Annotated in this window: 18 protein-coding genes; 13 read left to right on the forward strand and 5 right to left on the reverse strand. The window is 71.2% G+C overall.

Features of this window, described 5'->3' with window-relative positions; translation table 11 throughout:
- The first annotated feature begins 39 nt into the window (after nucleotides 1-39).
- From lspA to Q9250_RS01310, 6 genes are read left to right on the forward strand one after another with little or no spacing between them, the layout of a single operon-like run.
- Nucleotides 40-606, forward strand: a complete 567-nt coding sequence (lspA, locus tag Q9250_RS01285) for a signal peptidase II (protein ID WP_306232769.1) — start codon at nucleotides 40-42, stop codon at nucleotides 604-606.
- Complete coding sequence (locus Q9250_RS01290) at nucleotides 606-1,526, forward strand: RluA family pseudouridine synthase (protein ID WP_306232770.1); 921 nt, start codon at nucleotides 606-608, stop codon at nucleotides 1,524-1,526. The genes lspA and Q9250_RS01290 overlap by 1 nt, the downstream gene beginning before the upstream one ends.
- A gap of 56 nt (nucleotides 1,527-1,582) precedes the next feature.
- Complete coding sequence (gene dnaE / locus Q9250_RS01295; RefSeq protein ID WP_306232771.1) at nucleotides 1,583-5,092, forward strand: DNA polymerase III subunit alpha; 3,510 nt, start codon at nucleotides 1,583-1,585, stop codon at nucleotides 5,090-5,092.
- Between the two features lie 39 nt (nucleotides 5,093-5,131).
- A complete protein-coding gene (hisD, locus tag Q9250_RS01300; RefSeq protein WP_306232772.1) occupies nucleotides 5,132-6,490 on the forward strand; it encodes a histidinol dehydrogenase in 1,359 nt (452 codons plus the stop codon).
- Nucleotides 6,490-6,966 (forward strand): transcriptional regulator NrdR, encoded by a 477-nt coding sequence (gene nrdR / locus Q9250_RS01305; protein ID WP_306232773.1) that lies wholly within the window; start codon nucleotides 6,490-6,492, stop codon nucleotides 6,964-6,966. Before hisD ends, nrdR begins: the two co-directional genes overlap by 1 nt.
- Nucleotides 6,963-7,988 (forward strand): quinone-dependent dihydroorotate dehydrogenase, encoded by a 1,026-nt coding sequence (locus Q9250_RS01310; RefSeq protein WP_306232774.1) that lies wholly within the window; start codon nucleotides 6,963-6,965, stop codon nucleotides 7,986-7,988. The genes nrdR and Q9250_RS01310 overlap by 4 nt, the downstream gene beginning before the upstream one ends.
- Here the strand turns inward: Q9250_RS01310 and Q9250_RS01315 are convergent.
- Nucleotides 7,972-8,547 (reverse strand): DUF3043 domain-containing protein, encoded by a 576-nt coding sequence (locus Q9250_RS01315; protein WP_306232775.1) that lies wholly within the window; start codon nucleotides 8,545-8,547, stop codon nucleotides 7,972-7,974. The genes Q9250_RS01310 and Q9250_RS01315 overlap by 17 nt on opposite strands.
- 84 nt (nucleotides 8,548-8,631) lie before the next feature.
- Between Q9250_RS01315 and Q9250_RS01320 the strand changes: the two genes are divergently transcribed.
- The 5 genes from Q9250_RS01320 to ctaF all read left to right on the forward strand — a co-directional run bounded on the left by Q9250_RS01320 (nucleotide 8,632) and on the right by ctaF (nucleotide 13,655).
- Complete coding sequence (locus Q9250_RS01320; RefSeq protein ID WP_306232776.1) at nucleotides 8,632-10,056, forward strand: dipeptidase; 1,425 nt, start codon at nucleotides 8,632-8,634, stop codon at nucleotides 10,054-10,056.
- Nucleotides 10,057-10,122: 66 nt separating this feature from the next.
- Nucleotides 10,123-10,464, forward strand: coding sequence for a HesB/IscA family protein (locus Q9250_RS01325; RefSeq protein ID WP_306232777.1), 342 nt, complete (start codon nucleotides 10,123-10,125; stop codon nucleotides 10,462-10,464).
- Between the two features lie 155 nt (nucleotides 10,465-10,619).
- A complete protein-coding gene (gene ctaC, locus Q9250_RS01330) occupies nucleotides 10,620-11,498 on the forward strand; it encodes an aa3-type cytochrome oxidase subunit II (RefSeq protein WP_479688791.1) in 879 nt (292 codons plus the stop codon).
- A complete protein-coding gene (gene ctaD / locus Q9250_RS01335; RefSeq protein WP_306232779.1) occupies nucleotides 11,498-13,231 on the forward strand; it encodes an aa3-type cytochrome oxidase subunit I in 1,734 nt (577 codons plus the stop codon). The genes ctaC and ctaD overlap by 1 nt, the downstream gene beginning before the upstream one ends.
- Before the next feature lies 1 nt (nucleotide 13,232).
- The gene (ctaF, locus tag Q9250_RS01340) at nucleotides 13,233-13,655 is read left to right on the forward strand and encodes an aa3-type cytochrome oxidase subunit IV (RefSeq protein WP_306232780.1); all 423 of its coding nucleotides are present in this window, start codon (nucleotides 13,233-13,235) and stop codon (nucleotides 13,653-13,655) included.
- Nucleotides 13,656-13,723: 68 nt separating this feature from the next.
- On the opposite strand, the gene Q9250_RS01345 is transcribed toward ctaF, so the two are convergent.
- From Q9250_RS01345 to pepN, 4 genes are read right to left on the reverse strand one after another with little or no spacing between them, the layout of a single operon-like run.
- Nucleotides 13,724-15,382, reverse strand: coding sequence for an FAD-binding dehydrogenase (locus Q9250_RS01345; protein WP_306232781.1), 1,659 nt, complete (start codon nucleotides 15,380-15,382; stop codon nucleotides 13,724-13,726).
- Between the two features lie 14 nt (nucleotides 15,383-15,396).
- The gene (locus Q9250_RS01350; protein ID WP_306232782.1) at nucleotides 15,397-15,786 is read right to left on the reverse strand and encodes a globin; all 390 of its coding nucleotides are present in this window, start codon (nucleotides 15,784-15,786) and stop codon (nucleotides 15,397-15,399) included.
- Nucleotides 15,783-16,748 carry a mechanosensitive ion channel family protein gene (locus Q9250_RS01355; protein WP_306232783.1) on the reverse strand — a complete coding sequence of 322 codons (966 nt, stop codon included), beginning with the start codon at nucleotides 16,746-16,748 and terminating at the stop codon, nucleotides 15,783-15,785. Before Q9250_RS01355 ends, Q9250_RS01350 begins: the two co-directional genes overlap by 4 nt.
- A 20-nt stretch (nucleotides 16,749-16,768) precedes the next feature.
- Nucleotides 16,769-19,309, reverse strand: coding sequence for an aminopeptidase N (pepN, locus tag Q9250_RS01360; RefSeq protein WP_306232784.1), 2,541 nt, complete (start codon nucleotides 19,307-19,309; stop codon nucleotides 16,769-16,771).
- Between the two features lie 166 nt (nucleotides 19,310-19,475).
- Between pepN and Q9250_RS01365 the strand changes: the two genes are divergently transcribed.
- Nucleotides 19,476-20,111 (forward strand): mycothiol-dependent nitroreductase Rv2466c family protein, encoded by a 636-nt coding sequence (locus tag Q9250_RS01365; protein ID WP_306232785.1) that lies wholly within the window; start codon nucleotides 19,476-19,478, stop codon nucleotides 20,109-20,111.
- Entirely contained in the window at nucleotides 20,111-20,596 is a 486-nt protein-coding gene (locus Q9250_RS01370; RefSeq protein WP_306232786.1) for a ribose-5-phosphate isomerase, read from the forward strand. The genes Q9250_RS01365 and Q9250_RS01370 overlap by 1 nt, the downstream gene beginning before the upstream one ends.
- Nucleotides 20,597-20,608: the final 12 nt, after the last annotated feature.

Genomic DNA, 20,608 nt, shown 5'->3' on the forward strand with positions numbered 1-20,608 from the left:
GCGGTCCCGAGATCCACGACCTGGCGGATGCTGGGCCTGGTGCTCGGGACCGCATTCGTCGCCTGGGCGGCCGACTTCCTGATGAAGGAGTGGGTGCTCGCCGAGATGACCGAGGGCGAGACGCGCCAGGTGCTGGGCGAGGTGCTGCAGCTGCACTTCGTGCGCAATCCGGGCGCCGCCTTCTCGTTCGCGGCCGGCTCCACCTGGATCTTCACCCTGCTGGCCACCGCCGTGGTGGTCTTCATCGTCACGCAGCTGCGCCGCATCCGCTCGCTCCGGTGGGCCGCGGCCTTCGGCGGTCTGCTCGGCGGCACGCTCGGCAACCTGACCGACCGCCTGACGCGCGCGCCCGGCGCCTTCGAGGGCCACGTCATCGACTCCCTCCAGGTCTGGGGCTTCCCGGCGATCTTCAACATCGCCGACATCTTCATCGTCAGCTCGATGATCGGCATCGTGCTGCTGGTGCTCGCGAACGTCGGGCTCGACGGCGTGCGCCGCACCGACGAGCCGAAGCCCGATCGGTCGAAGCCCGATGCGTCCAAGCCGGATGCGCCGAAGCCGACCGCGTCGGCGGGGCCCGACGACACCGCGACCCCCACCGCCTGATGGAGTCCCGCTTCCTCCAGGTGCCGCCCGGCCTCGACGGCACGCGCGCCGACGCCGGCCTCGCCAAGCTGCTCGGCCTCTCCCGCACCGCGGTCGTGAGCATGCTCGAATCCGGCACCGCGCTGCAGGACGGCGTCGTGCTGGGCAAGTCCGACCGGCTGCTGGCCGACGCATGGCTCGACCTGTCGTGGCAGCCGCGCGAGGCGCCGACGATCGTCGCCACGCCCGTGCCCGACCTCGGCATCGTGCACGACGACGCCGACATCGTGGTGGTCGACAAGCCGGCCGGCGTGGCCGCGCACCCGAGCGTCGGCTGGCAGGGACCGACGGTCGTCGGCGCGCTCGCCGCCGCCGGCTTCCAGGTCGCCACCTCCGGGGCCGCCGAGCGCCAGGGAGTCGTGCACCGGCTCGACGCCGGCACGAGCGGCCTGATGGTGGTGGCGAAGAGCGAGCGCGCCTACACGCGCCTCAAGGCGGCCTTCCACGACCGCGAGGTGCAGAAGATCTACCACGCCGCCGTGCAGGGGCATCCCGATCCGCTCGTCGGCACCATCGACGCGCCCATCGCCCGGCACCCCAACCACGAGTGGCGCTTCGCCGTGGTCTCGAGCGGCAAGCACGCCATCACGCACTACGAGACGCTCGAGGCGTACCGCGGCGGCAGCCTCCTCGAGGTCGAGCTCGAGACGGGGCGCACCCACCAGATCCGCGTGCACATGGCGGCCAGGAAGCATCCGTGCCTCGGCGACACCATGTACGGCGCCGACCCCACCGTGGCCACGAGGCTGGGGCTCGAGCGCCAGTGGCTGCACGCGATGCGGCTCGGGTTCCGGCACCCGGCGACGGGCGAGCAGGTGACCTTCGAGTCGAACTACCCGGCCGACCTCGCGCACGCGCTCGAGCTGCTGCGCGAACAATGACGGCGCGGCGCGAGCCGCCATCCGCAGTGGGTGCGCCGCCGTAGGATCGAGTGGCCATGGCAGACTCCTTCGCGCACCTCCACGTCCACACCGAGTACTCGATGCTCGACGGTGCGGCCCGCATCAACGACCTGATGGGGGCGGTGGAGCAGGAGGGCATGCCGGCGGTCGGCATGACCGACCACGGCAACGTCTTCGGCGCCTTCGAGTTCTGGAAGGCGGCGAAGGCCCGCGGCGTGAAGCCGATCATCGGCACCGAGGCCTACATCACGCCCGGCACCCACCGCTCTGAGCGCACCCGCGTGAAGTGGGGCGACCAGAGCTCGGCCCCCGGCGACGACGTCTCTGGCGGTGGCGCGTACACCCACATGACGCTGCTGGCCGAGAACAACGAGGGGATGCACAACCTCTTCCGGCTCTCGTCCTACGCGTCGATGGAGGGCTACTACTTCAAGCCCCGCATGGACCGCGAGCTGCTCGAGCGCTACTCGACGGGCCTCATCGCCACCACCGGCTGCCCCTCCGGCGAGGTGCAGACGCGCCTGCGGCTCGGCCAGTTCGACGAGGCGATCGCCGCGGCCGCCTCCTACCGCGACCTGTTGGGCGCCGAGAACTACTTCCTCGAGCTGATGGACCACGGGCTCGAGATCGAGCGCCGGGTGCGCGACGGGCTGCTGACCATCGGCAAGCAGCTCGGCCTGCCGCTGCTGGCGACGAACGACCTGCACTACACGCACGCCGAGGACGCCAAGAGCCACGAGGCGCTGCTGTGCGTGCAGTCGGGCTCGACGATGGACGACCCGAACCGCTTCCGGCTCGAGGGCGGCGGCTACTACGTGAAGTCGGCCGCCGAGATGCGGCACCTGTTCCGCGACATGCCCGAGGCGTGCGACAACACGCTGCTCATCGCCGAGCGCTGCGACGTGCAGTTCGACACCGACGCCAACTACATGCCGCGCTACCCGGTGCCCGAGGGTCACGACGAGCACTCGTGGTTCCGCCACGAGGTGCAGGTCGGCCTCGAGCGCCGCTACCCGGCCGGCATCCCGGAGAAGGTGCAGGCGCAGGCCGAGTACGAGATCGGCGTCATCTCGAACATGGGCTTCCCCGGCTACTTCCTGGTGGTCGCCGACTTCATCAACTGGGCGAAGGACAACGGCATCCGCGTCGGCCCCGGCCGCGGCTCGGGCGCCGGCTCCATGGCCGCCTATGCGATGCGCATCACCGATCTCGACCCGCTCGAGCACGGCCTCATCTTCGAGCGGTTCCTGAACCCCGACCGCGTCTCGATGCCCGACTTCGACATCGACTTCGACGATCGGCGCCGCGGCGAGGTCATCCGCTACGTGACGCAGAAGTACGGCACCGAGCGGGTCGCCCAGATCGTCACCTACGGCACGATCAAGCAGAAGCAGGCGCTCAAGGACGCCAGCCGCGTGCTGGGCTTCCCCTTCGGCATGGGCGACAGGCTCACGAAGGCGATGCCGCCGGCCATCATGGCGAAGGACATCCCGCTCGGCGGGATCACCGACCCCGAGCACGAGCGCTACAAGGAGGCGGGCGACTTCCGCGCGCTGATCGAGACCGACCCCGACGCGAAGACCGTCTACGAGACGGCGCTCGGCCTCGAGAACCTGAAGCGCCAGTGGGGCGTGCACGCCGCGGGCGTGATCATGTCCTCCGACCCGCTGATCGACATCATCCCGATCATGAAGCGCGAGCAGGACGGCGCGATCATCACGCAGTTCGACTACCCCGCGTGCGAGTCGCTCGGCCTGATCAAGATGGACTTCCTGGGGCTGCGCAACCTCACGATCGTCTCCGACGCGCTCGACAACATCCGCGCGAACCGCGGCGAGGAGCTCGACCTCGAGACCCTGCCGCTCGACGACCGCGGCGCCTACGAGCTGCTGCAGCGCGGCGACACGCTCGGCGTCTTCCAGCTCGACGGCGGGCCGCTGCGCTCGCTGCTGCGGCTGATGAAGCCCGACTCGTTCGGCGACATCTCGGCCGTCATCGCGCTGTACCGGCCCGGCCCCATGGGTGCCGACTCGCACACCAACTACGCGCTGCGCAAGAACGGCCTGCAGCCGATCACACCCATCCACCCCGAGCTCGAGGAGCCGCTCGCCGAGATCCTGGGCGAGTCGTACGGCCTGATCATCTACCAGGAGCAGGTGATGGCCGTCGCGCAGAAGGTGGCCGGCTACTCGCTGGGCCAGGCCGACATCCTGCGGCGCGCGATGGGCAAGAAGAAGAAGGAGGAGCTCGACAAGCAGTTCGCGGCCTTCTCCGGCGGCATGCTCGAGCGCGGCTTCTCCGCCGCGGCGGTGAAGGCGCTGTGGGATGTGCTGCTGCCCTTCTCCGACTACGCCTTCAACAAGGCCCACTCGGCGGCGTACGGCGTCATCTCCTACTGGACCGCGTTCCTCAAGGCCCACTACCCGGCCGAGTACATGGCGGCGCTGCTCACGAGCGTCGGCGACTCCAAGGACAAGATGGCCATCTACCTGTCGGAGTGCAGGCGGATGGGCATCACCGTGCTGCCGCCCGACGTCAACGAGTCGACGCTGTACTTCACGGCGGTCGGCGACGACATCCGCTTCGGCCTGGGCGCGGTGCGCAACGTCGGCGAGGGCGTCGTCGACGGCATCATGGCCGCCCGGCAGCGCGAGGGCGCGTACGGCTCGTTCCACGACTTCCTGAAGAAGGTGCCGCTGGGCGTCGCCAACAAGCGCACCGTCGAGTCGCTCATCAAGTCGGGCGCGTTCGACAGCCTCGGCGCGACGCGTCGCGGCATGCTCGAGATCCATGAGGATGCGGTGGACGGCGCCGTCTCCATCAAGCGCAACGAGGCCAACGGCCAGGTCGACCTCTTCGGCGACATCTTCGACGACCTCGACACCGTCGCCGACCGGGTGCCGGAGCGCCCCGAGTGGGGCAAGCGCGACAAGCTGGCGTTCGAGCGCGAGATGCTCGGCCTCTACGTCTCCGACCATCCGCTCTCTGGCCTCGAGCTCGAGCTCGCGAAGCACTCGACGCACCAGATCCAGGAGCTCGCCGAGACCGCGGAGGACGGCGACACCGTCATGCTCGCCGGGCTCATCACGAGCGTGCAGCACCGCGTCGCCCGCAACTCGGGCAACCAGTACGGCATCATCGCGCTCGAGGACTTCGGCGGCGAGATCGAGATCATGGTGCTCGGCAAGAGCTACACCGAGTTCCGGCATGCGCTCGTCGCCGACCAGGTGGTCGTCGTGCGGGGCAGGGTGCGCACCCGCGACGACAGCTTCACCGTGCACGCGAACAGCATCGACACGCCTGATGTGCAGCCGGTCGACGAGTCGCGCCCGCTCGAGCTGCGGATCCCCGAGCGGCGCGCGTCGATGACCGCGATGCGCGAGCTGCGGGGGCTGCTCGAGCGTCACCACGGGCCGACCGACGTGCGGCTCGCGCTCGAGCGGCCCGAGGTCGAGCGGGTCTTCGCGCTGCCGCAGCGGGTGAAGGTGTCGAGCGATCTGTTCGGCGAGATCAAGAGCCTGCTGGGCCCGGCCTCCATCGCCTGAGGCCCTGGCGGCGGCCCCGGCCGCCGTACGATGGAGGCCATGCTCCGACGACTCGATCTCACGACGCTGCCCGACGATCTGGAGCTGCGCAGCCTGCTGCCGCGCCCGGCGATCGACGTGGCGCACGCGCTGCCGGTCGTGCAGGACCTCATCGCCGATGTGCGCGAGCGCGGCGGCGACGCGCTCCTCGACCAGGCCGAGCGCTTCGACCGCGTGCGTCCCGCGACGCTGCGGGTGCCGCAGCAGGCGATCACGGATGCGCTGGTCGCGCTCGACCCGCAGGTGCGGTCGGCGCTCGAGACGGCCATCGCTCGCGTGCGCGTCGGCTCCCAGGCCCAGGTGCCGCCACCCAGCCGGGTCGAGGTCGCACCCGGCGCGATCATCGAGCTGCGCTGGCAGCCGGTCGACCGGGTCGGCCTCTACGTGCCGGGAGGCAAGGCCGTCTACCCGTCGAGCGTCGTCATGAACGTGGTCGCCGCGCAGGCCGCCGGGGTGCGCTCGATCGCTGTCGCGAGCCCCGCGCAGGCCGCGAACGGCGGGCTGCCGCACCCGACGATCCTCGCCGCCTGCGCGCTGCTGGGCGTCGACGAGGTCTACGCGATGGGCGGAGCCGGAGCCATCGGCGCCCTGGCGCACGGCGTGCCCGACATCGGCCTCGAGCCGGTCGACGTCGTCACCGGGCCCGGCAACGTGTTCGTCGCCGCCGCCAAGCGCGCCGTCGCAGGCCTCGTGCGCGTCGACGCCGAGGCCGGCCCGACCGAGATCCTGGTGATCGCCGACGCCACCGCCGACGCCGAGCTGGTCGCGGCCGACCTGGTGAGCCAGGCCGAGCACGACGAGCTCGCCTCCGCGGTGCTCGTGACCGACAGCACCGACCTCGCCGACCGCGTCGACGCATCCGTCGCCCGCCGGGCGGCCGCGACGCCCGCCGCCGAGCGGGTGGCGGCGTCGCTGACGGGGGAGCAGTCGGCGATCGTGCTGGTCGCCGACCTCGCCGCCGCGGCTCGGGTGAGCGACGCCTACGCGCCCGAGCACCTCGAGATCATGACCGCCGACGACGACGCCGTGCTCGCCACCGTCCGGCACGCGGGCGCCGTCTTCCTCGGTGCCCACGCGCCCGTCAGCCTCGGCGACTACGCCGCAGGCTCCAACCACGTGCTGCCGACCGGCGGGCAGGCCCGGCGGGTGGCGGGGCTCGGCGCCGCCACCTTCCTGCGGCCGCAGCAGGTGGTGCGCTACGACCGGGCAGCGCTCGAGGCCGTGCGGGCCGACGTCACCGCGATCGCGGGCGCCGAGGGCCTGCCCGCCCACGCCGAGGCGATCGAGGCGCGCTTCGCGCCCACGGCCGCGCCGCGCATCGACCCCGCCGCCGCGCCGCGCATGGAGGAAGAGTCCTGATGCACTGCCCCTTCTGCCGCAACCCCGACTCGCGCGTCGTCGACTCGCGCACGACCGACGACGGCACCTCGATCCGTCGGCGCCGCCAGTGCACCGAGTGCGGCAGGCGCTTCACGACCACCGAGACCGCGAGCCTGTCGGTGGTGAAGCGCTCGGGCGTGCTCGAGCCGTTCCGCCGCGAGAAGGTGATCGAGGGCGTGCGCAAGGCGGTGCGCGGGCGCCCCGTGACCGACGCCGATCTCGCCTCGGTGGCGCAGAGCGTCGAGGAGACGATCCGGGCGACGGGCGCGAGCCAGATCGACGCGAACGAGATCGGCCTGGCGGTGCTGCCGCCGCTGCGCGACCTCGACGAGGTCGCCTACCTGCGGTTCGCGAGCGTCTACAACGCCTTCGACTCGCTCGACGACTTCGAGGCGGCGATCCGCACGCTCCGCGAGGAGCGCGAGCGGGCCTCGAGCGAAGGGGATGAGCGATGACCGCCTACGACCTGCTGTTCCAGCACGGCTTCACGCACCTCGACCCCGAGCGCGCCCACCACCTCGGGGCCTCGGTGGTCCGCGCGATCGGCGCGGCCCGGCCCGGCGTCCGCACCGATCCGAGCCTGCGCACCCGCGCGCTCGGCCGCGAGCTCGCGACGCCCTTCGGCATGGCGGCGGGCTTCGACAAGGACGCGACGATGATCGCCGGCCTCGGCGCGCTCGGCTTCGGCCACGTCGAGGTGGGCACGCTCACGGCGCTGCCGCAGCCGGGCAACGACCGGCCGCGGCTCTTCCGCCTCCTCGACGACCGGGCGCTCGTCAACCGCATGGGCTTCAACAACGGGGGAGCGGCCGCGGCGGCCGAGCGCATCGCCGCCGCCCGCGAGGCGCGCTCGCGCCCGGTGATCGGCGTCAACATCGGCAAGAGCCGGGTCGTCGACGCCGACGACGCGGCCGCCGTCGAGGCCGACTACCTCGCCTCCACCCGGCTGCTCGCGCCGGTCGCCGACTACCTGGCCGTGAACGTCTCGTCGCCGAACACGCCGGGCCTGCGCGGCCTGCAGGACGAGCGCCTGCTCGAGCCGCTGCTCGCCGCGATCCGTGGGGCCGCGGGCGACGTGCCGGTGCTCGTGAAGATCGCGCCCGACCTCGACGACGAGCAGGTGGAGGGCATCGCCGCGCTCGCCGGGCGCCTCGAGCTGGCGGGCGTGATCGCCACGAACACGACGATCCGCCGCGACGGGCTGCGGACGGGGGCGGATGCGGTGGCGCGCGCGGGTGCGGGCGGCCTGTCGGGCCCGCCGGTCGCGCAGCGCTCGCTCGAGGTGCTGCGGCTGCTCGTCGCGGCCCTGCCGGACGGCATCGACGTCATCTCGGTCGGCGGTGTCGAGACGGCCGACGACGTGTGCGAGCGGCTCGCCGCCGGTGCCGCGCTCGTGCAGGGCTACACCGGCTTCGTCTACCGCGGTCCGGGCTGGGCCCGCGAGGTCAACCGGGGGCTGGCTACGCCGGGTACTTGAAGAGCTTGGTCTGCGGCTTCGGCATGCGCATGAACGGCAGCTGCACCGACCGCATGGTCGCGTACCAGCCGTGCCCCTTCGCATCCTTCTGGCCGAACTTCGCGCGCAGCGCGCGACGCAGCTGCCAGGCCATGAAGACGGAGTCGAGCACGACGACGGCGACGAAGCCCCACAGCACCAGGTTGGCGACCAGGCGCCACTGCGGGTCGTTGAGGAACGTGAGCACGAGCACGACGATCATCATCGGCATCGCGGCGGTGCCGATCGACAGGCGGGCGTCGACCCAGTCGCGCACCCAGCGGCGCACCGGGCCCTTGTCGCGTGCGGGCAGGTACTTCTCGTCACCGGCCTCCATGCCGCGGCGGGCCTTCTCGCGCTCGCCGCGCATCTTCTCCTGCACCTGACGACGCGCCTCCTTGCGGTCCTCGGGCACGAGCGGGCGGCGATTGCGGGCGACCTGCTCCGACTGCTTGGGCGTGCGGCGCACCGGTGCCTCCGACCCTTGGGGCTTGGGCAGCGAGGAGGCCTTGTCGTCGGCAGAACGGCTGAACAGCGCCACAGGGAGGTCCTTCTCGAGTCGGTCGCGGGGGATCGTCCCATCGTACCGCCGGAGCGGTGCCGCTCGCGGCCTAGGATCGTGCGCATGACCGACTCTCTCGCTGACTCCCGCGCGCTCTCGGAGCGCGAGCTCTCCGACCGCGACCGCGCCATCCTCGCCGCCGTCGACGCCGGCTTCGCGGCGGCCCTCGACGACCTGAAGGCGCTCGTGCGCATCCCGAGCGTCGCGTGGGACGCGTACGACCCGGCGCAGGTGCAGGCGAGCGCCGAGGCGGTCGCCGCGCTCGCCGAGGCCACCGGCGTGTTCGAGACGGTGTCGATCGAGCGGGCGCCGATCGGCGACACCGACGAGCTCGGGCAGCCCGCGGTGCTCGCGTCGCGCCCCGCCCGCGGCGGCAGGCCCACCGTGCTGCTCTACGCGCACCACGACGTGCAGCCGTGGGGCGACGAGGCGCTGTGGCGCACGCCGCCGTTCGAGCCCACCGAGATCGACGGCCGCCTCTACGGCCGCGGCGCCTCCGACGACAAGGCGGGCGTGGTCACCCACATCGCCGCGATCCGGGCGCTCGCCGAGGTCGTCGACCCCGAGATCGGGCTCGCGCTGTTCATCGAGGGGGAGGAGGAGCACGGCTCCCGCTCCTTCCAGCGCTTCCTGCAGCTGCACGAGGACGCCCTGCGCGCCGACGTCATCGTCGTCGCCGACAGCGACAACTGGTCGACCGAGACGCCCTCGCTGACGGTGGCGCTGCGCGGCAACGTCGCGCTGAACGTGCGCGTCACGACGCTCGAGCACGCCAGCCACTCCGGCATGTACGGCGGCGCCGTGCCCGATGCGATGCTCGCCTTCGCGAAGCTCGCCGCGACGCTGTGGGACGACGAGGGCTCGGTCGCGATCGAGGGCCTCACGGGCGCCTCGCTCGACGTGCCCGAGCAGTCCGAGCAGCAGCTGCGCGACGAGGCGGGCGTGCTCGACGGCGTCGACCTCATCGGCACCGGCCCGCTGCTGGAGCGCCTCTGGGCCAAGCCGGCCGCGACGATCACCGGTGTCGACGCGCCCACCGTCGCCGACGCATCCAACACGATCCTCCCGACGGTGCGGTTCCGCCTGTCGACGCGCATCGCGCCGGGGCAGTCGGCGGCCGACGCGTTCGCCGCGATCGAGCGCCACCTGCGCGCGAACGCCCCCTTCGGCGCGAGGGTCGAGCTCGACAGCGTCGACCTCGGCGACCCCTTCCTGGTCGACGCGACCGGCTGGGGCGCCACCGAGGCCAAGCGGGCGATGGCGGATGCGTGGGGTGCGGAGGCGGTCGAGGCCGGCATCGGCGGGTCCATCCCGTTCATCGCCGACCTGGTGCAGCAGTTCCCGGGCGCGCAGATCCTGGTGACGGGCGTCGAGGACCCGGGCACGATGGCGCACAGCCCGAACGAGTCGCAGCACCTGGGCGTGCTGCGCCGCGCGATCGGCGCCGAGGCGCTGCTGCTCGCGCGGGCCGGCGACCGTACGGCGTGATCCGGGGTCGATCGCGTAGAATGCAGGAGTCGGGCGTGCCCCGACGATGAGCGAGAGGAGCCCCAGATGACCGATCTGGCTACCCACGGCGTGATGCTGACCGACACGGCCGCCGACAAGGTGCGCCGCCTGCTCGACCAGGAGGGCCGCGACGACCTGCGCCTGCGCGTCGCCGTGCAGCCCGGCGGCTGCTCGGGCCTCATCTACCAGCTCTACTTCGACGAGCGGATGCTCGACGGCGACGTGACCCGCGACTTCGACGGCGTCGAGGTCATCGTCGACCGCATGAGCGTGCCCTATCTCGACGGCTCGACGATCGACTTCGAGGACACCATCCAGAAGCAGGGCTTCACGATGGACAACCCCAACGCGGGGGGCAGCTGCGCCTGCGGAGACTCGTTCCACTGACGCGGCTACCACCTTCAGGACGACACGCCGCCGACCCTCAGGGGTCGGCGGCGTGTCGTCGTTCAGAGCCATCTGTGCGGGGCGTCGCAGGAGCCTGAGCGCGTTCTGTGGGTACTAGGATCGGAGGTGACTGCTCATCGACTCGGAGGAAGACATTGCGCAATCGTCGATCTCGTTGGATCGCGGCCCCGGTCGCGGTCGTCGTCGCTCTTGCGCTGGCCGGATGCACTCAGGCACAGCTGCAGGGCTGGATGCCGAGCACCTCGGGGCTCACGAACCACGTCGACCGCATCATGGGCCTGTGGACGACGTCCTGGATCGTGCTGCTGGCCGTCGGCCTCGTCACGTGGGGCCTCATGATCTGGGCCGCCATCGCCTACCGCCGCCGCCGCGGCCAGACCGGCCTGCCGGTGCAGCTGCGCTACCACATGCCGATGGAGATCTTCTTCACGATCGTGCCGGTCATCCTCGTCGCGGGCTTCTTCGCCTTCACCGCGCGTGACCAGGCGATCATCGAGGAGCCGATCGAGGACCCCGACTACTCGCTCACCGTCTACGGCAAGCGCTGGGCATGGGACTTCCTCTACGAGCGCGAGAACCAGGACCCGGTCTACTATCAGGGCATCCAGGTGCAGGACGACCCGGAGACGAACCAGATGGACGCGAGCTCGCTGCCCACGCTGGTGCTGCCGACCAACTCGTCGATCGAGATCACGCTCGAGTCGCGCGACGTCGCGCACTCGTTCTGGGTCGTGGAGTTCCTCTACAAGAAGGACATGCTCCCCGGCGTCACGAACCACATGTACTTCGAGACGGGCGACCAGGAGGGCATCCTGCGCGGCAAGTGCGCGGAGCTCTGCGGCGAGTACCACTCGGCCATGCTCTTCAACGTCGAGCTGGTCAGCCCCGAGGAGTACGATGCGTACCTCGAGGACCTCGAGTCGCAGGGCTTCGTCGGCGAGATCCCCGACACGCTCAACCCCGATCCCGTTCCCGGAACCGAGCCGGGGTCCCAGGAAGGCGAGGGCAACTGATGACTGCCACGGTCACGCCAACGACGCAGACCCGGCCGGCGATCAGCCGCTCGGCTGAGGCCAAGGGCAATGTCCTGGTCAAGTGGCTCACCACCACCGACCACAAGACGATCGGGTACCTGTACCTGATCACGTCGTTCCTGTTCTTCCTGATCGCCGGCGTCATGGCACTGCTGATCCGCGCCCAGCTGTTCGCGCCGGGCCTGGAGATCGTGCCGACGGAGGAGCAGTACAACCAGCTCTTCACCATGCACGGCACGATCATGCTGCTGATGTTCGCGACGCCGCTGTTCGTCGGCTTCGGCAACGTGATGATGCCGCTGCACATCGGCGCCGCCGACGTGGCGTTCCCGCGCCTCAACGCGCTCGCGTTCTGGATGTTCCTGTTCGGCTCCCTCATCGCGGTCGGTGGCTTCCTCACGCCCCAGGGTGCTGCCTCGTTCGGCTGGTTCGCCTACACGCCGCTCAGCGACAACGCGTTCTCGCCCGGCATCGGCGGCAACCTCTGGGCCCTGGGCCTCGGGCTGTCGGGCTTCGGCACGATCATGGGTGGCGTCAACTTCGTCACCACGATCATCACGATGCGCGCGCCCGGCATGACGATGTTCCGCATGTCGATCTTCACCTGGAACATCCTCATCACGTCGATCCTCGTGATCGTGGTGTTCCCGGTGCTCGCAGCGGCGATCTTCGGGCTGGTGATGGACCGCATCTTCGGCGGCCACATCTACGATCCGGCCAATGGCGGGGCCGTGCTCTGGCAGCACCTCTTCTGGTTCTTCGGCCACCCAGAGGTCTACATCATCGCGCTGCCGTTCTTCGGCATCATCTCCGAGGTCATCCCGGTCTTCTCGCGGAAGCCCATCTTCGGCTACAACACGCTGGTCGGCGCGACGATCGCGATCGCGGCGCTGTCGGTCACGGTGTGGGCGCACCACATGTACGTCACCGGCACGGTGCTGCTGCCCTGGTTCTCGCTGATGACGATGCTCATCGCGGTGCCCACCGGCGTGAAGATCTTCAACTGGATCGGCACGATGTGGCGCGGCTCGATCACGTGGGAGTCGCCCATGCTGTGGTCGCTGGGCTTCCTCGTGACGTTCACCTTCGGCGGCCTGACCGGCGTCATCCTCGCGTCGCCGCCGCTCGACTTCGCCATCTCCGACACGTACTTCGTGGTCGCGCACTTCCACTACGTGGTGTTCGGCACCGTCGTGTTCGCGATGTTCGCCGGCTTCTACTTCTGGTGGCCGAAGTGGACGGGCAAGATGCTCAACGACCGCCTCGGTCACGTGCACTTCTGGCTGCTGTTCATCGGCTTCCACATGACGTTCCTGGTGCAGCACTGGCTGGGCGTCATGGGCATGCCCCGCCGGTACTACTCGTACCTGGAGGAGGACGGCTTCACCTGGATGAACCAGCTCTCGACGGTCGGCTCGGTCGTCCTGGCTGCCTCGATGATCCCGTTCCTCTGGAACGTGTGGATCACCGCGCGCACCGCGCCCAAGGTCACGGTCGACGACCCGTGGGGCACCGGCCGCTCGCTCGAGTGGGCGACCAGCTGCCCGCCGCCGCGGCACAACTTCGTGTCGATCCCGCGCATCCGCTCGGAGTCGCCCGCGTTCGACCTGCACCACCCGCGTGCCGGCATGCAGTACGGCGTCGGCCTGGGCGGGCTCAAGGACGCCCCGGACCGCCCGGTGGTCGACCTGACCGACGAGGAGGTGCGCTGACATGCGCGCGAACATCATCCTGATGGCCGTCCTCGCCGCGTTCTTCTTCCTGTGCGCCGCGGCCTACACGCTGAGCCACATGGCGACGTACGACGGCCGCATCGAGTGGGCCGGCACGCTCGGCATGGCGCTCACCGGCGTCATGGCGGTGCTCATCGGCTTCTACCTGGTGCTGATCCGTCGCGGCCAGCACGGCCACGAGCACCCGTCCGACCGCCTCGACGCCGAGATCGACGACGCCGACCCCGAGGAGGGGCACTTCTCCCCGTGGAGCTGGTGGCCGATCGGCCTCGCCGTCGCCTTCGCGCTGATGTTCCTCTCGCTCGCGGGCCCGACGTTCCTCATCCCCATCAGCGCCGGTCTGTTCGCGATCATGATGGTCGGCTGGGTGTACGAGCACTACCGCGGCAACTTCAGCCGCTGAGCCTCAGAGTCACTGAGCTCTGCGCAACGACCGAAGGCCCCGTCCGCGAGGATGGGGCCTTCGTCGTGTCAGGCCGAGCGTCCCGCGCGCAGCCCCGTGTGCAGGCATCCGCCCAGGAACGTGCCCTCGAGCGCGCGGTAGCCGTGCACGCCACCGCCGCCGAAGCCGGCCGCCTCGCCGACGGCGAACAGCCCCGGCACCGGGCGGCCGTCAGCGCCGAGGGCGCGCGAGTCGAGGTCGGTCTGGATGCCGCCCAGCGTCTTTCGGGTGAGCGTGTGCAGGCGCACGGCGATGAGCGGCCAGTGGCGCTCGTCGAGGATGCGGTGCGGCGCCGCGGTGCGCACGAGGCGATCGCCGACGTACTCGCGGGCGCGCCGGATCTCGACCGCCTGCGGGTCGGTGGAGTCGGGGTCGGCGACGGCGGCGTCGCGCTCGTCGATGGCGGCGACGACCGCGGCCCGGTCGATGCCCGGGCCGCCCGACTCGGCGCTCAGGCGCTCCATGCCGTCGAGCAGCTCGGTGAGCGAGTGCGCCACCACGAAGTCGTCGCCGTGGTCGAGGAACGCCTGCACGGGGGCGGGAGCCCCCGGCAGCACGCGCTGGGCGAGCTTGGGAATGCTGCGGCCGGTGAGGTCGGGGTTCTGCTCGGAGCCCGAGAGCGTGAACTCCTTCTCGACGATCGACTGGGTGAGCACGAACCACGAGTGCTCGGCCCCGACCTGGCGCAGGTGCTCGAGCGTCGAGAGGGTGTCGAAGCCGGGGTAGTTGGGGGAGGGGAGCCGGCGGCCCAGGTGGTCGAGCCAGAGGCTCGACGGGCCCGGGAGGATGCGGATGCCGTGGTCGGGCCAGATCGGATCCCAGTTGCGGATGCCCTCGGTGTAGTGCCACATGCGGTCGCCGTTGACGAGGCGGGCGCCCGCGTCGTTGGCGATCGCGAGCCCGGAGCCGTCGACGTGCAGGGGCACGCCGCGCACGGCCGTGCGAGGCGCCTCGCCCAGGCGCGCCGGCCACAGCTCGCGCACCCGCTCGAGCTCGCCGCCGATGCCGCCGGTGGCGACCACGACGCTCTCGGCGCGCAGCGAGAACTCGCCAACGGCCTCGCGGCTCGAGGGCTCGCCGCGCACGGTCAGGTCGTCCGCGAGGCGGTCGCCGGCCACCCCGACGACCCGGCCGTCCTCCACCAGCAGCCGGGTGACGCGGTGGCGGAACGAGAGCGTCGCACGGCCGTCGGCGACGGCGTCGCGCAGCTGCCGGGTGAAGGGTGCGACGAGGCCGGGGCCGGTGCCCCAGACGATGTGGAAGCGGGGCACCGTGTTGCCGTGCCCGCCGGCCGTGCGGGCGCCGCGCTCGGCGTGGCCGACGATCGGGAACAGCCGCACGCCCAGCGCGCGCAGCCACGGCCGCAGATCCCGGTGGGCGAACGCGAGGTAGGCCTCGGCCCACTGGCGACCCCACGCATCCTCGTCGTCGCGGTCGAAGCCGGCGGAGGCCGCCCAGTCGGCGCGGGCGAGCTCGAGCGAGTCGTCGATGCCGAGCCGGCGCTGCTCGGGGGAGTCGACGAGCAGCAGGCCGCCGAACGACCAGAAGGCCTGGCCGCCGATGGAGTGCCGGCCCTCCTGCTCGACGATGCGCACCCTGCGGCCGCGGTCGAGGGCCGTGCAGGCGGTCACGAGCCCGGCCAGGCCGGCTCCGATCACGATGACGTCGTGGTCGTCGGATGCGGCCATGGTGCGCTCCTTGCCTACCGGAAGAGGGGGTTGCGGTTGAGCATCGCCGTGGCGGCGCGCTCGAAGTAGTCGTCGAGCTCCGCGCGGTGCAGCGGTGCAGGGTCGAGCGCGTCGAGCGCGCCGTGCATGCAGGCGAGCCAGCGGTCGCGGGCGTCGGGGTCGATCGGGAAGGCCGCGTGGCGCATGCGCAGCCGGGGGTGGCCGCGCTGCTCGCTGTAGGTCGTCGGCCCGCCCCAGTACTGCTCGAGGAACCGGCGGAACCGCTCCTCGGCGCCGGCGCGGTCGTCCTGCGGGTACATCGGCCGCACGACCTCGTCGGCCCAGATGCGGTCGTAGAACTCGCGCACGAGGTCGGTGAAGAAGGCCTCGCCGCCGACGGCGTCGTAGAGGGTCTGATGCGTCATCGCTTTGCTCCGGAGGCCTGCTGCTCGCCCATGCCCTGCACGACCACCTTCTGCAGCGACGGCAGCACGACCCCCAGGTCGTCGAGGCCCGTCTTGATGCGGCGGCGCAGCTCGCGGGCCACGTCGTCCTTCGCGCTGGCTCGGGTCTTCACGACGAGTCGGATGACGACCGCTTCGGCCGAGACCGACTCGATGCCCCACGTCTCGGGCTTGTCGATGATGCGGCCGAGCCACTCGGGCGCCTCGCTCATGTCGGTCGCGACGTCGAGCAGCCGCTGCTCGATGACGTCGACGTCGGCGCTGTAGGGCACCGCCTGATCGATGATCACGCGCGCCCAGCCCTGCGACCTGTTGCCGACGCGGATGATCTCGCCGTTGCGCACGTACCAGAGGGTGCCGTGCACGTCGCGCACCTGGGTGACGCGGATGCCCACCGACTCGACGACGCCCGATGCCTCGCCGAGGTCGACCACGTCGCCGATGCCCATCTGATCCTCGAACACCATGAAGAGGCCGTTGAGGAAGTCCTTGATGACGCCCTGGGCGCCGATGCCGGCTGCCGCGCCGAGGAAGCCTGCCATCGCGACGAGCGACGCGGGCTCGACGCCGAGGATGCTCAGGATGAGGATCAGCGCGAGCGCGCCGATCACCCAGGCGAGCATCGTGTTGAGCACGCTGCCGATCGCGCGGGTGCGCTGCACGACCCGCACCTGGGCGAGCGGCGAGTTCGACAGCGCCTCGGTGTCGGCGGCGTCGGCGCGGCGCTTCACGCCGCTCACGACACCGCCGACCACGCGGCCGATCAGCTGCCTGATCACCCAGAAGGCGATGAAGGCGCTGACGATCACCAGGAGCACGCCGATCGGCTGACCCCAGGACTGCCACCAGACGCCGACGGCGAGCCAGTCCACGCCCGGCGAGTCGGGGGCGGACTCGGCGCTCGTCGCCATCAGGGTGCTCATCGACGCCATCGTTGAGCCGATCAGGCGTCCCGCTCCTGTGCGGCCAGCGCCCGCTCGACGCCGGCGAGGTGCTCGACCATGATGCGGCGCAGCGCCGGCGACGCCGACTCGTTGGCGGCCAGCCACCCGCGGGTCGCCTCGGCGAGCTGCGGGCTCGCGGCCACGGCCGGGTAGAGCCCCACGAGCAGCCCCTCGGCCACCTGGTAGGTGCGCGACTCCCAGAGCCCGACGATGGCCTCGTGGTAGCGGCCCACGATCGCGTCGAGCGATGCGGGGTCGTTGACGTGCACGAGGCCGAGGCCCGTGTAGCGCACGATCATGTTCGAGGCGCCGGCCTGGTCGACGACCGACGCGAACGCGGCCTCCTTGGCCTCGGGCGTGGGGATGGTCGCGCGGGCGCGGGCGGCGAACTGCCGGCCGGTGGCGGTGTCGTCGGTCGCGAGCTCCGCGTCGATCTCGGCCGGGCCGGCGGCGCCGTTCAGCACCAGGCCGTCGAGCAGCTGCCAGCGCAGGTCGGCGTCGATCGCGAGCCCCTCGAGCGTGCGCGAGCCGTCGAGCAGCGACTGCAGGATCGTGACGTGGTCGGGCGTCGAGGCGAGCCCGGCGAACGCGCCGATGAACTGGAACTGCGCGTCGGAGCCGGCCTCCGCCTGCTCTGCCAGCGTCCACAGCGCATCCGCCGCCTTGTCGATCGTGGCGGCGCGTCGCGACGGGTGCACGTAGGTGCGGGCCGACAGCGCCAGCTGCGCGAGCGCGAGGCGGATCGTGGTCGACTCGGTCTCGGCGCCGATGTTGGCGAGCACGAGGTCGACGTAGTCGCTCGCCGGCGTCTCGCCGTCGCGCGTGGCGTCCCAGGCTGCGCCCCAGACGAGGGCGCGGGCCAGCGGATCCTCGATGGCGCTGAGGCTGGTGATGGCGGTGCTCATCGACTGCTCGTCGAGGCGGATCTTCGCGTAGGCGAGGTCGTCGTCGTTGAGCAGGATGAGCGCAGGGCGGATGTGGCCGAGCAGCTGCGGCACGTCGGTGCTCTCGCCGTCGATGTCGAGCTCGACCCGGTGGATGCGGCGCAGCAGATCGTCGTCGAGCTCGTAGAAGCCCACCGCGATGCGGTGCGGGCGCAGCGTCGGCCACTCGGCGGGGGCCGACTGCTCGATCGCGAAGGCCGAGATGATGCCGTCGGCGGTCAGCTCCATGCGGGGGCGCAGCGTGTTGACGCCGGCGGTCTCGAGCCACTTCTGGCTCCACTGGCTCAGGTCGCGGCCGCTGGCGGCCTCGAGCTCCGACAGCAGGTCGCTGAGCTCGGTGCTGCCCCACGCGTGCTTGCGGAAGTAGGCGCCGACGCCCTGCATGAAGGCCTCGATGCCCACCCACGCGACGAGCTGCTTCAGCACCGAGCCGCCCTTGGCGTAGGTGATGCCGTCGAAGTTGACCTGCACGTCCTCGAGGTCGCGGATCTCGGCGACGATCGGGTGCGTCGACGGCAGCTGGTCCTGGCGGTACGCCCAGGTCTTCTCCATCGCCTGGAAGGTGGTCCAGGCGCCGGTCCACTCGGTGGCCTCGGCGGTCGCGAGGGTCGACGCCCACTCGGCGAACGACTCGTTGAGCCACAGGTCGTTCCACCAGCGCATCGTGACGAGGTCGCCGAACCACATGTGGGCCAGCTCGTGCAGCACGGTCACGACGCGGCGCTCACGGATGGCGTCGGTCACCTGCGCGCGGAACACGTACGACTCGGTGAAGGTGACGGCTCCCGCGTTCTCCATCGCGCCCGCGTTGAACTCCGGCACGAACAGCTGGTCGTACTTCTCGAACGGGTAGGCGACGCCGAACTGCGACTCGAAGAACGCGAAGCCCTTGCGGGTGGTGTCGAAGATGTAGTCGGCGTCCATGTGCTCGGCGAGCGAGGCGCGGCAGAAGATGCCGAGCGGGATCGTGCGGCCGTCGCTCGAGGTGAGCTCGGAGCGGGTGACCGTGTACGGGCCGGCGACGAGTGCGGTGATGTAGCTCGAGATGCGCGGCGTGGGCTCGAAGCTCCACGTGGCCGTCTCGCCGTCGACGACGGGCTCGGGGGTCGGCTGGTTCGACACGACCTGCCAGGCGGCGGGCGCAGTCACGGTGAAGCGGAACGTGGCCTTCAGGTCGGGCTGCTCGAAGACCGCGAAGACGCGGCGCGAGTCGGGCACCTCGAACTGCGAGTAGAGGTAGACCTCGCCGTCGACCGGGTCGACGAAGCGGTGCAAGCCCTCGCCGGTGTTGCCGTAGAGCGCGTCGGAGACGACGGTCAGCTCGTTCTCGGCGGCGAGGCCGTCGAGCTGGATGCGCACGCCGTCGTTCACGGCGGATGCGTCGAGCTCGGTGCCGTTGAGGGTGACGGCGTGCACGGTGCGCGAGATGTGGTCGATGAAGGTCGACGCGCCCTCGTCGGCGCGGAACTTCACGGTGGTGGTCGAGCGGAACGTCTCGTCGCCGGTCGTCAGGTCGAGCGCGATGTCGTAGCTGTCGACGTCGACGAGCGCGGCACGCTCCTGCGCTTCGGCGCGGGTGAGGTTCTCTCCGGGCACGCGGGACTCCTTGTGGTCATGGTGTGACTGGTGCGACCAGCGTAGTGCCGCGCGCCAGGGCGACGGCCGGGGCACCGGGGCCCGAGACGGTCCCCGGCGCTGGCGTCGCGGCGGAGGTCCGCAAGGGCCTCCGCTCTTCGCTCCAGCGCGCGGATAGCATCGAGGCATGACTCAGCAGCGCGTGCGCATGTGGTTCGACCCGACCTGCCCCTGGGCATGGATGACCTCCCGCTGGCTCGGCGAGGTCGCCGAGGTGCGCGGGTTCGAGGTCGACTGGCAGGTGATGAGCCTGGCCGTGCTCAACGAGGGCCGCGACCTGCCCGAGGCCTATCTCGCGCGCATGCCGCGCTCCATGCGCATGACGCGACTGGTCACCGCTGCTCGCGCGGCGGGCGGCGACCAGGTCGTGAAGCCCCTGTACGACGCGCTGGGGGAGCGCATCCACCACCAGCGCCGCAAGGACGACGACGCCATCATCGCCGAGGCGCTCGACGCGGTCGGCCTGGATGCGTCGCTGGCGGTCGAGCACGACGCTCACGACGCGACGCTGCGGTCGACGCACCAGGCGGCGATCGACCTCGTCGGCGACGACGTGGGCACCCCGGTGGTCGCGGTCGACGACGTCGCGTTCTTCGGCCCGGTCGTCAGCCCCGCACCCACAGGCGAGGAGGCCCTGCGCCTGTTCGACGGCGTGGTGGCCGCGGCCTCGGTCGACGGCTTCTTCGAGCTGAAGCGCTCCCGCACGCGCGGGCCCGTCTTCGCCACCGACGCGGTCCTGGCCGCAGGACCGCAGGAGGCATGATGCGCATCCACGTCGCGACCGACCACGCCGGCTTCGAGATGTCGAAGCGGCTCATCGAGCACCTCACCGACCGCGGCCACGACTGCGTCGACCACGGGCCGAGCCTCTACGACGCCGAGGACGACTACCCCTCGTTCTGCATCAACGCTGCCCGCGCCGTGGTGCGCGACCAGCGTGCGGGCGTCGACGCGCTCGGCGTCGTGTTCGGCGGCTCCGGCAACGGCGAGCAGATGGCGGCGAACAAGGTGGAGGGCGTGCGCGCGGCGCTCGCCTGGAGCCTCACGACCGCGGAGCTCGCCCGCGAGCACAACGACGCCAACGTCGTCGCCGTGGGTGCGCGCCAGCACACCGAGGAGGAGATGCTCGCGATCATCGACGCCTTCATCGCGACCCCGTTCACCGGCGTGGAGCGGCACGCGCGGCGCATCGCGCAGCTCGGCGAGTACGAGACGACGGGCGGCATCGCGGGCCACGAGATCCGCTGATGCCCGGTCGTG

Origin of the sequence: Agrococcus beijingensis (genome assembly GCF_030758955.1) — a bacterium.
GTDB classification, from domain to species: Bacteria; Actinomycetota; Actinomycetes; order Actinomycetales; family Microbacteriaceae; genus Agrococcus; species Agrococcus beijingensis.

Excerpts from the sequence above, each read along its gene's own strand:
- Q9250_RS01320 (WP_306232776.1), top strand. The coding sequence starts at position 8,632 with ATGACCGACTCTCTCGCTGACTCCCGCGCGCTCTCGGAGCGCGAGCTC.
- ctaD (WP_306232779.1), top strand. The coding sequence starts at position 11,498 with ATGACTGCCACGGTCACGCCAACGACGCAGACCCGGCCGGCGATCAGC.
- Q9250_RS01370 (WP_306232786.1), top strand. The coding sequence starts at position 20,111 with ATGCGCATCCACGTCGCGACCGACCACGCCGGCTTCGAGATGTCGAAG.
- Q9250_RS01355 (WP_306232783.1), bottom strand. The coding sequence starts at position 16,748 with ATGAGCACCCTGATGGCGACGAGCGCCGAGTCCGCCCCCGACTCGCCG.
- Q9250_RS01350 (WP_306232782.1), bottom strand. The coding sequence starts at position 15,786 with ATGACGCATCAGACCCTCTACGACGCCGTCGGCGGCGAGGCCTTCTTC.
- Q9250_RS01365 (WP_306232785.1), top strand. The coding sequence starts at position 19,476 with ATGACTCAGCAGCGCGTGCGCATGTGGTTCGACCCGACCTGCCCCTGG.
- nrdR (WP_306232773.1), top strand. The coding sequence starts at position 6,490 with ATGCACTGCCCCTTCTGCCGCAACCCCGACTCGCGCGTCGTCGACTCG.
- Q9250_RS01310 (WP_306232774.1), top strand. The coding sequence starts at position 6,963 with ATGACCGCCTACGACCTGCTGTTCCAGCACGGCTTCACGCACCTCGAC.
- dnaE (WP_306232771.1), top strand. The coding sequence starts at position 1,583 with ATGGCAGACTCCTTCGCGCACCTCCACGTCCACACCGAGTACTCGATG.
- Q9250_RS01345 (WP_306232781.1), bottom strand. The coding sequence starts at position 15,382 with ATGGCCGCATCCGACGACCACGACGTCATCGTGATCGGAGCCGGCCTG.
- Q9250_RS01290 (WP_306232770.1), top strand. The coding sequence starts at position 606 with ATGGAGTCCCGCTTCCTCCAGGTGCCGCCCGGCCTCGACGGCACGCGC.
- hisD (WP_306232772.1), top strand. The coding sequence starts at position 5,132 with ATGCTCCGACGACTCGATCTCACGACGCTGCCCGACGATCTGGAGCTG.
- ctaF (WP_306232780.1), top strand. The coding sequence starts at position 13,233 with ATGCGCGCGAACATCATCCTGATGGCCGTCCTCGCCGCGTTCTTCTTC.
- Q9250_RS01325 (WP_306232777.1), top strand. The coding sequence starts at position 10,123 with ATGACCGATCTGGCTACCCACGGCGTGATGCTGACCGACACGGCCGCC.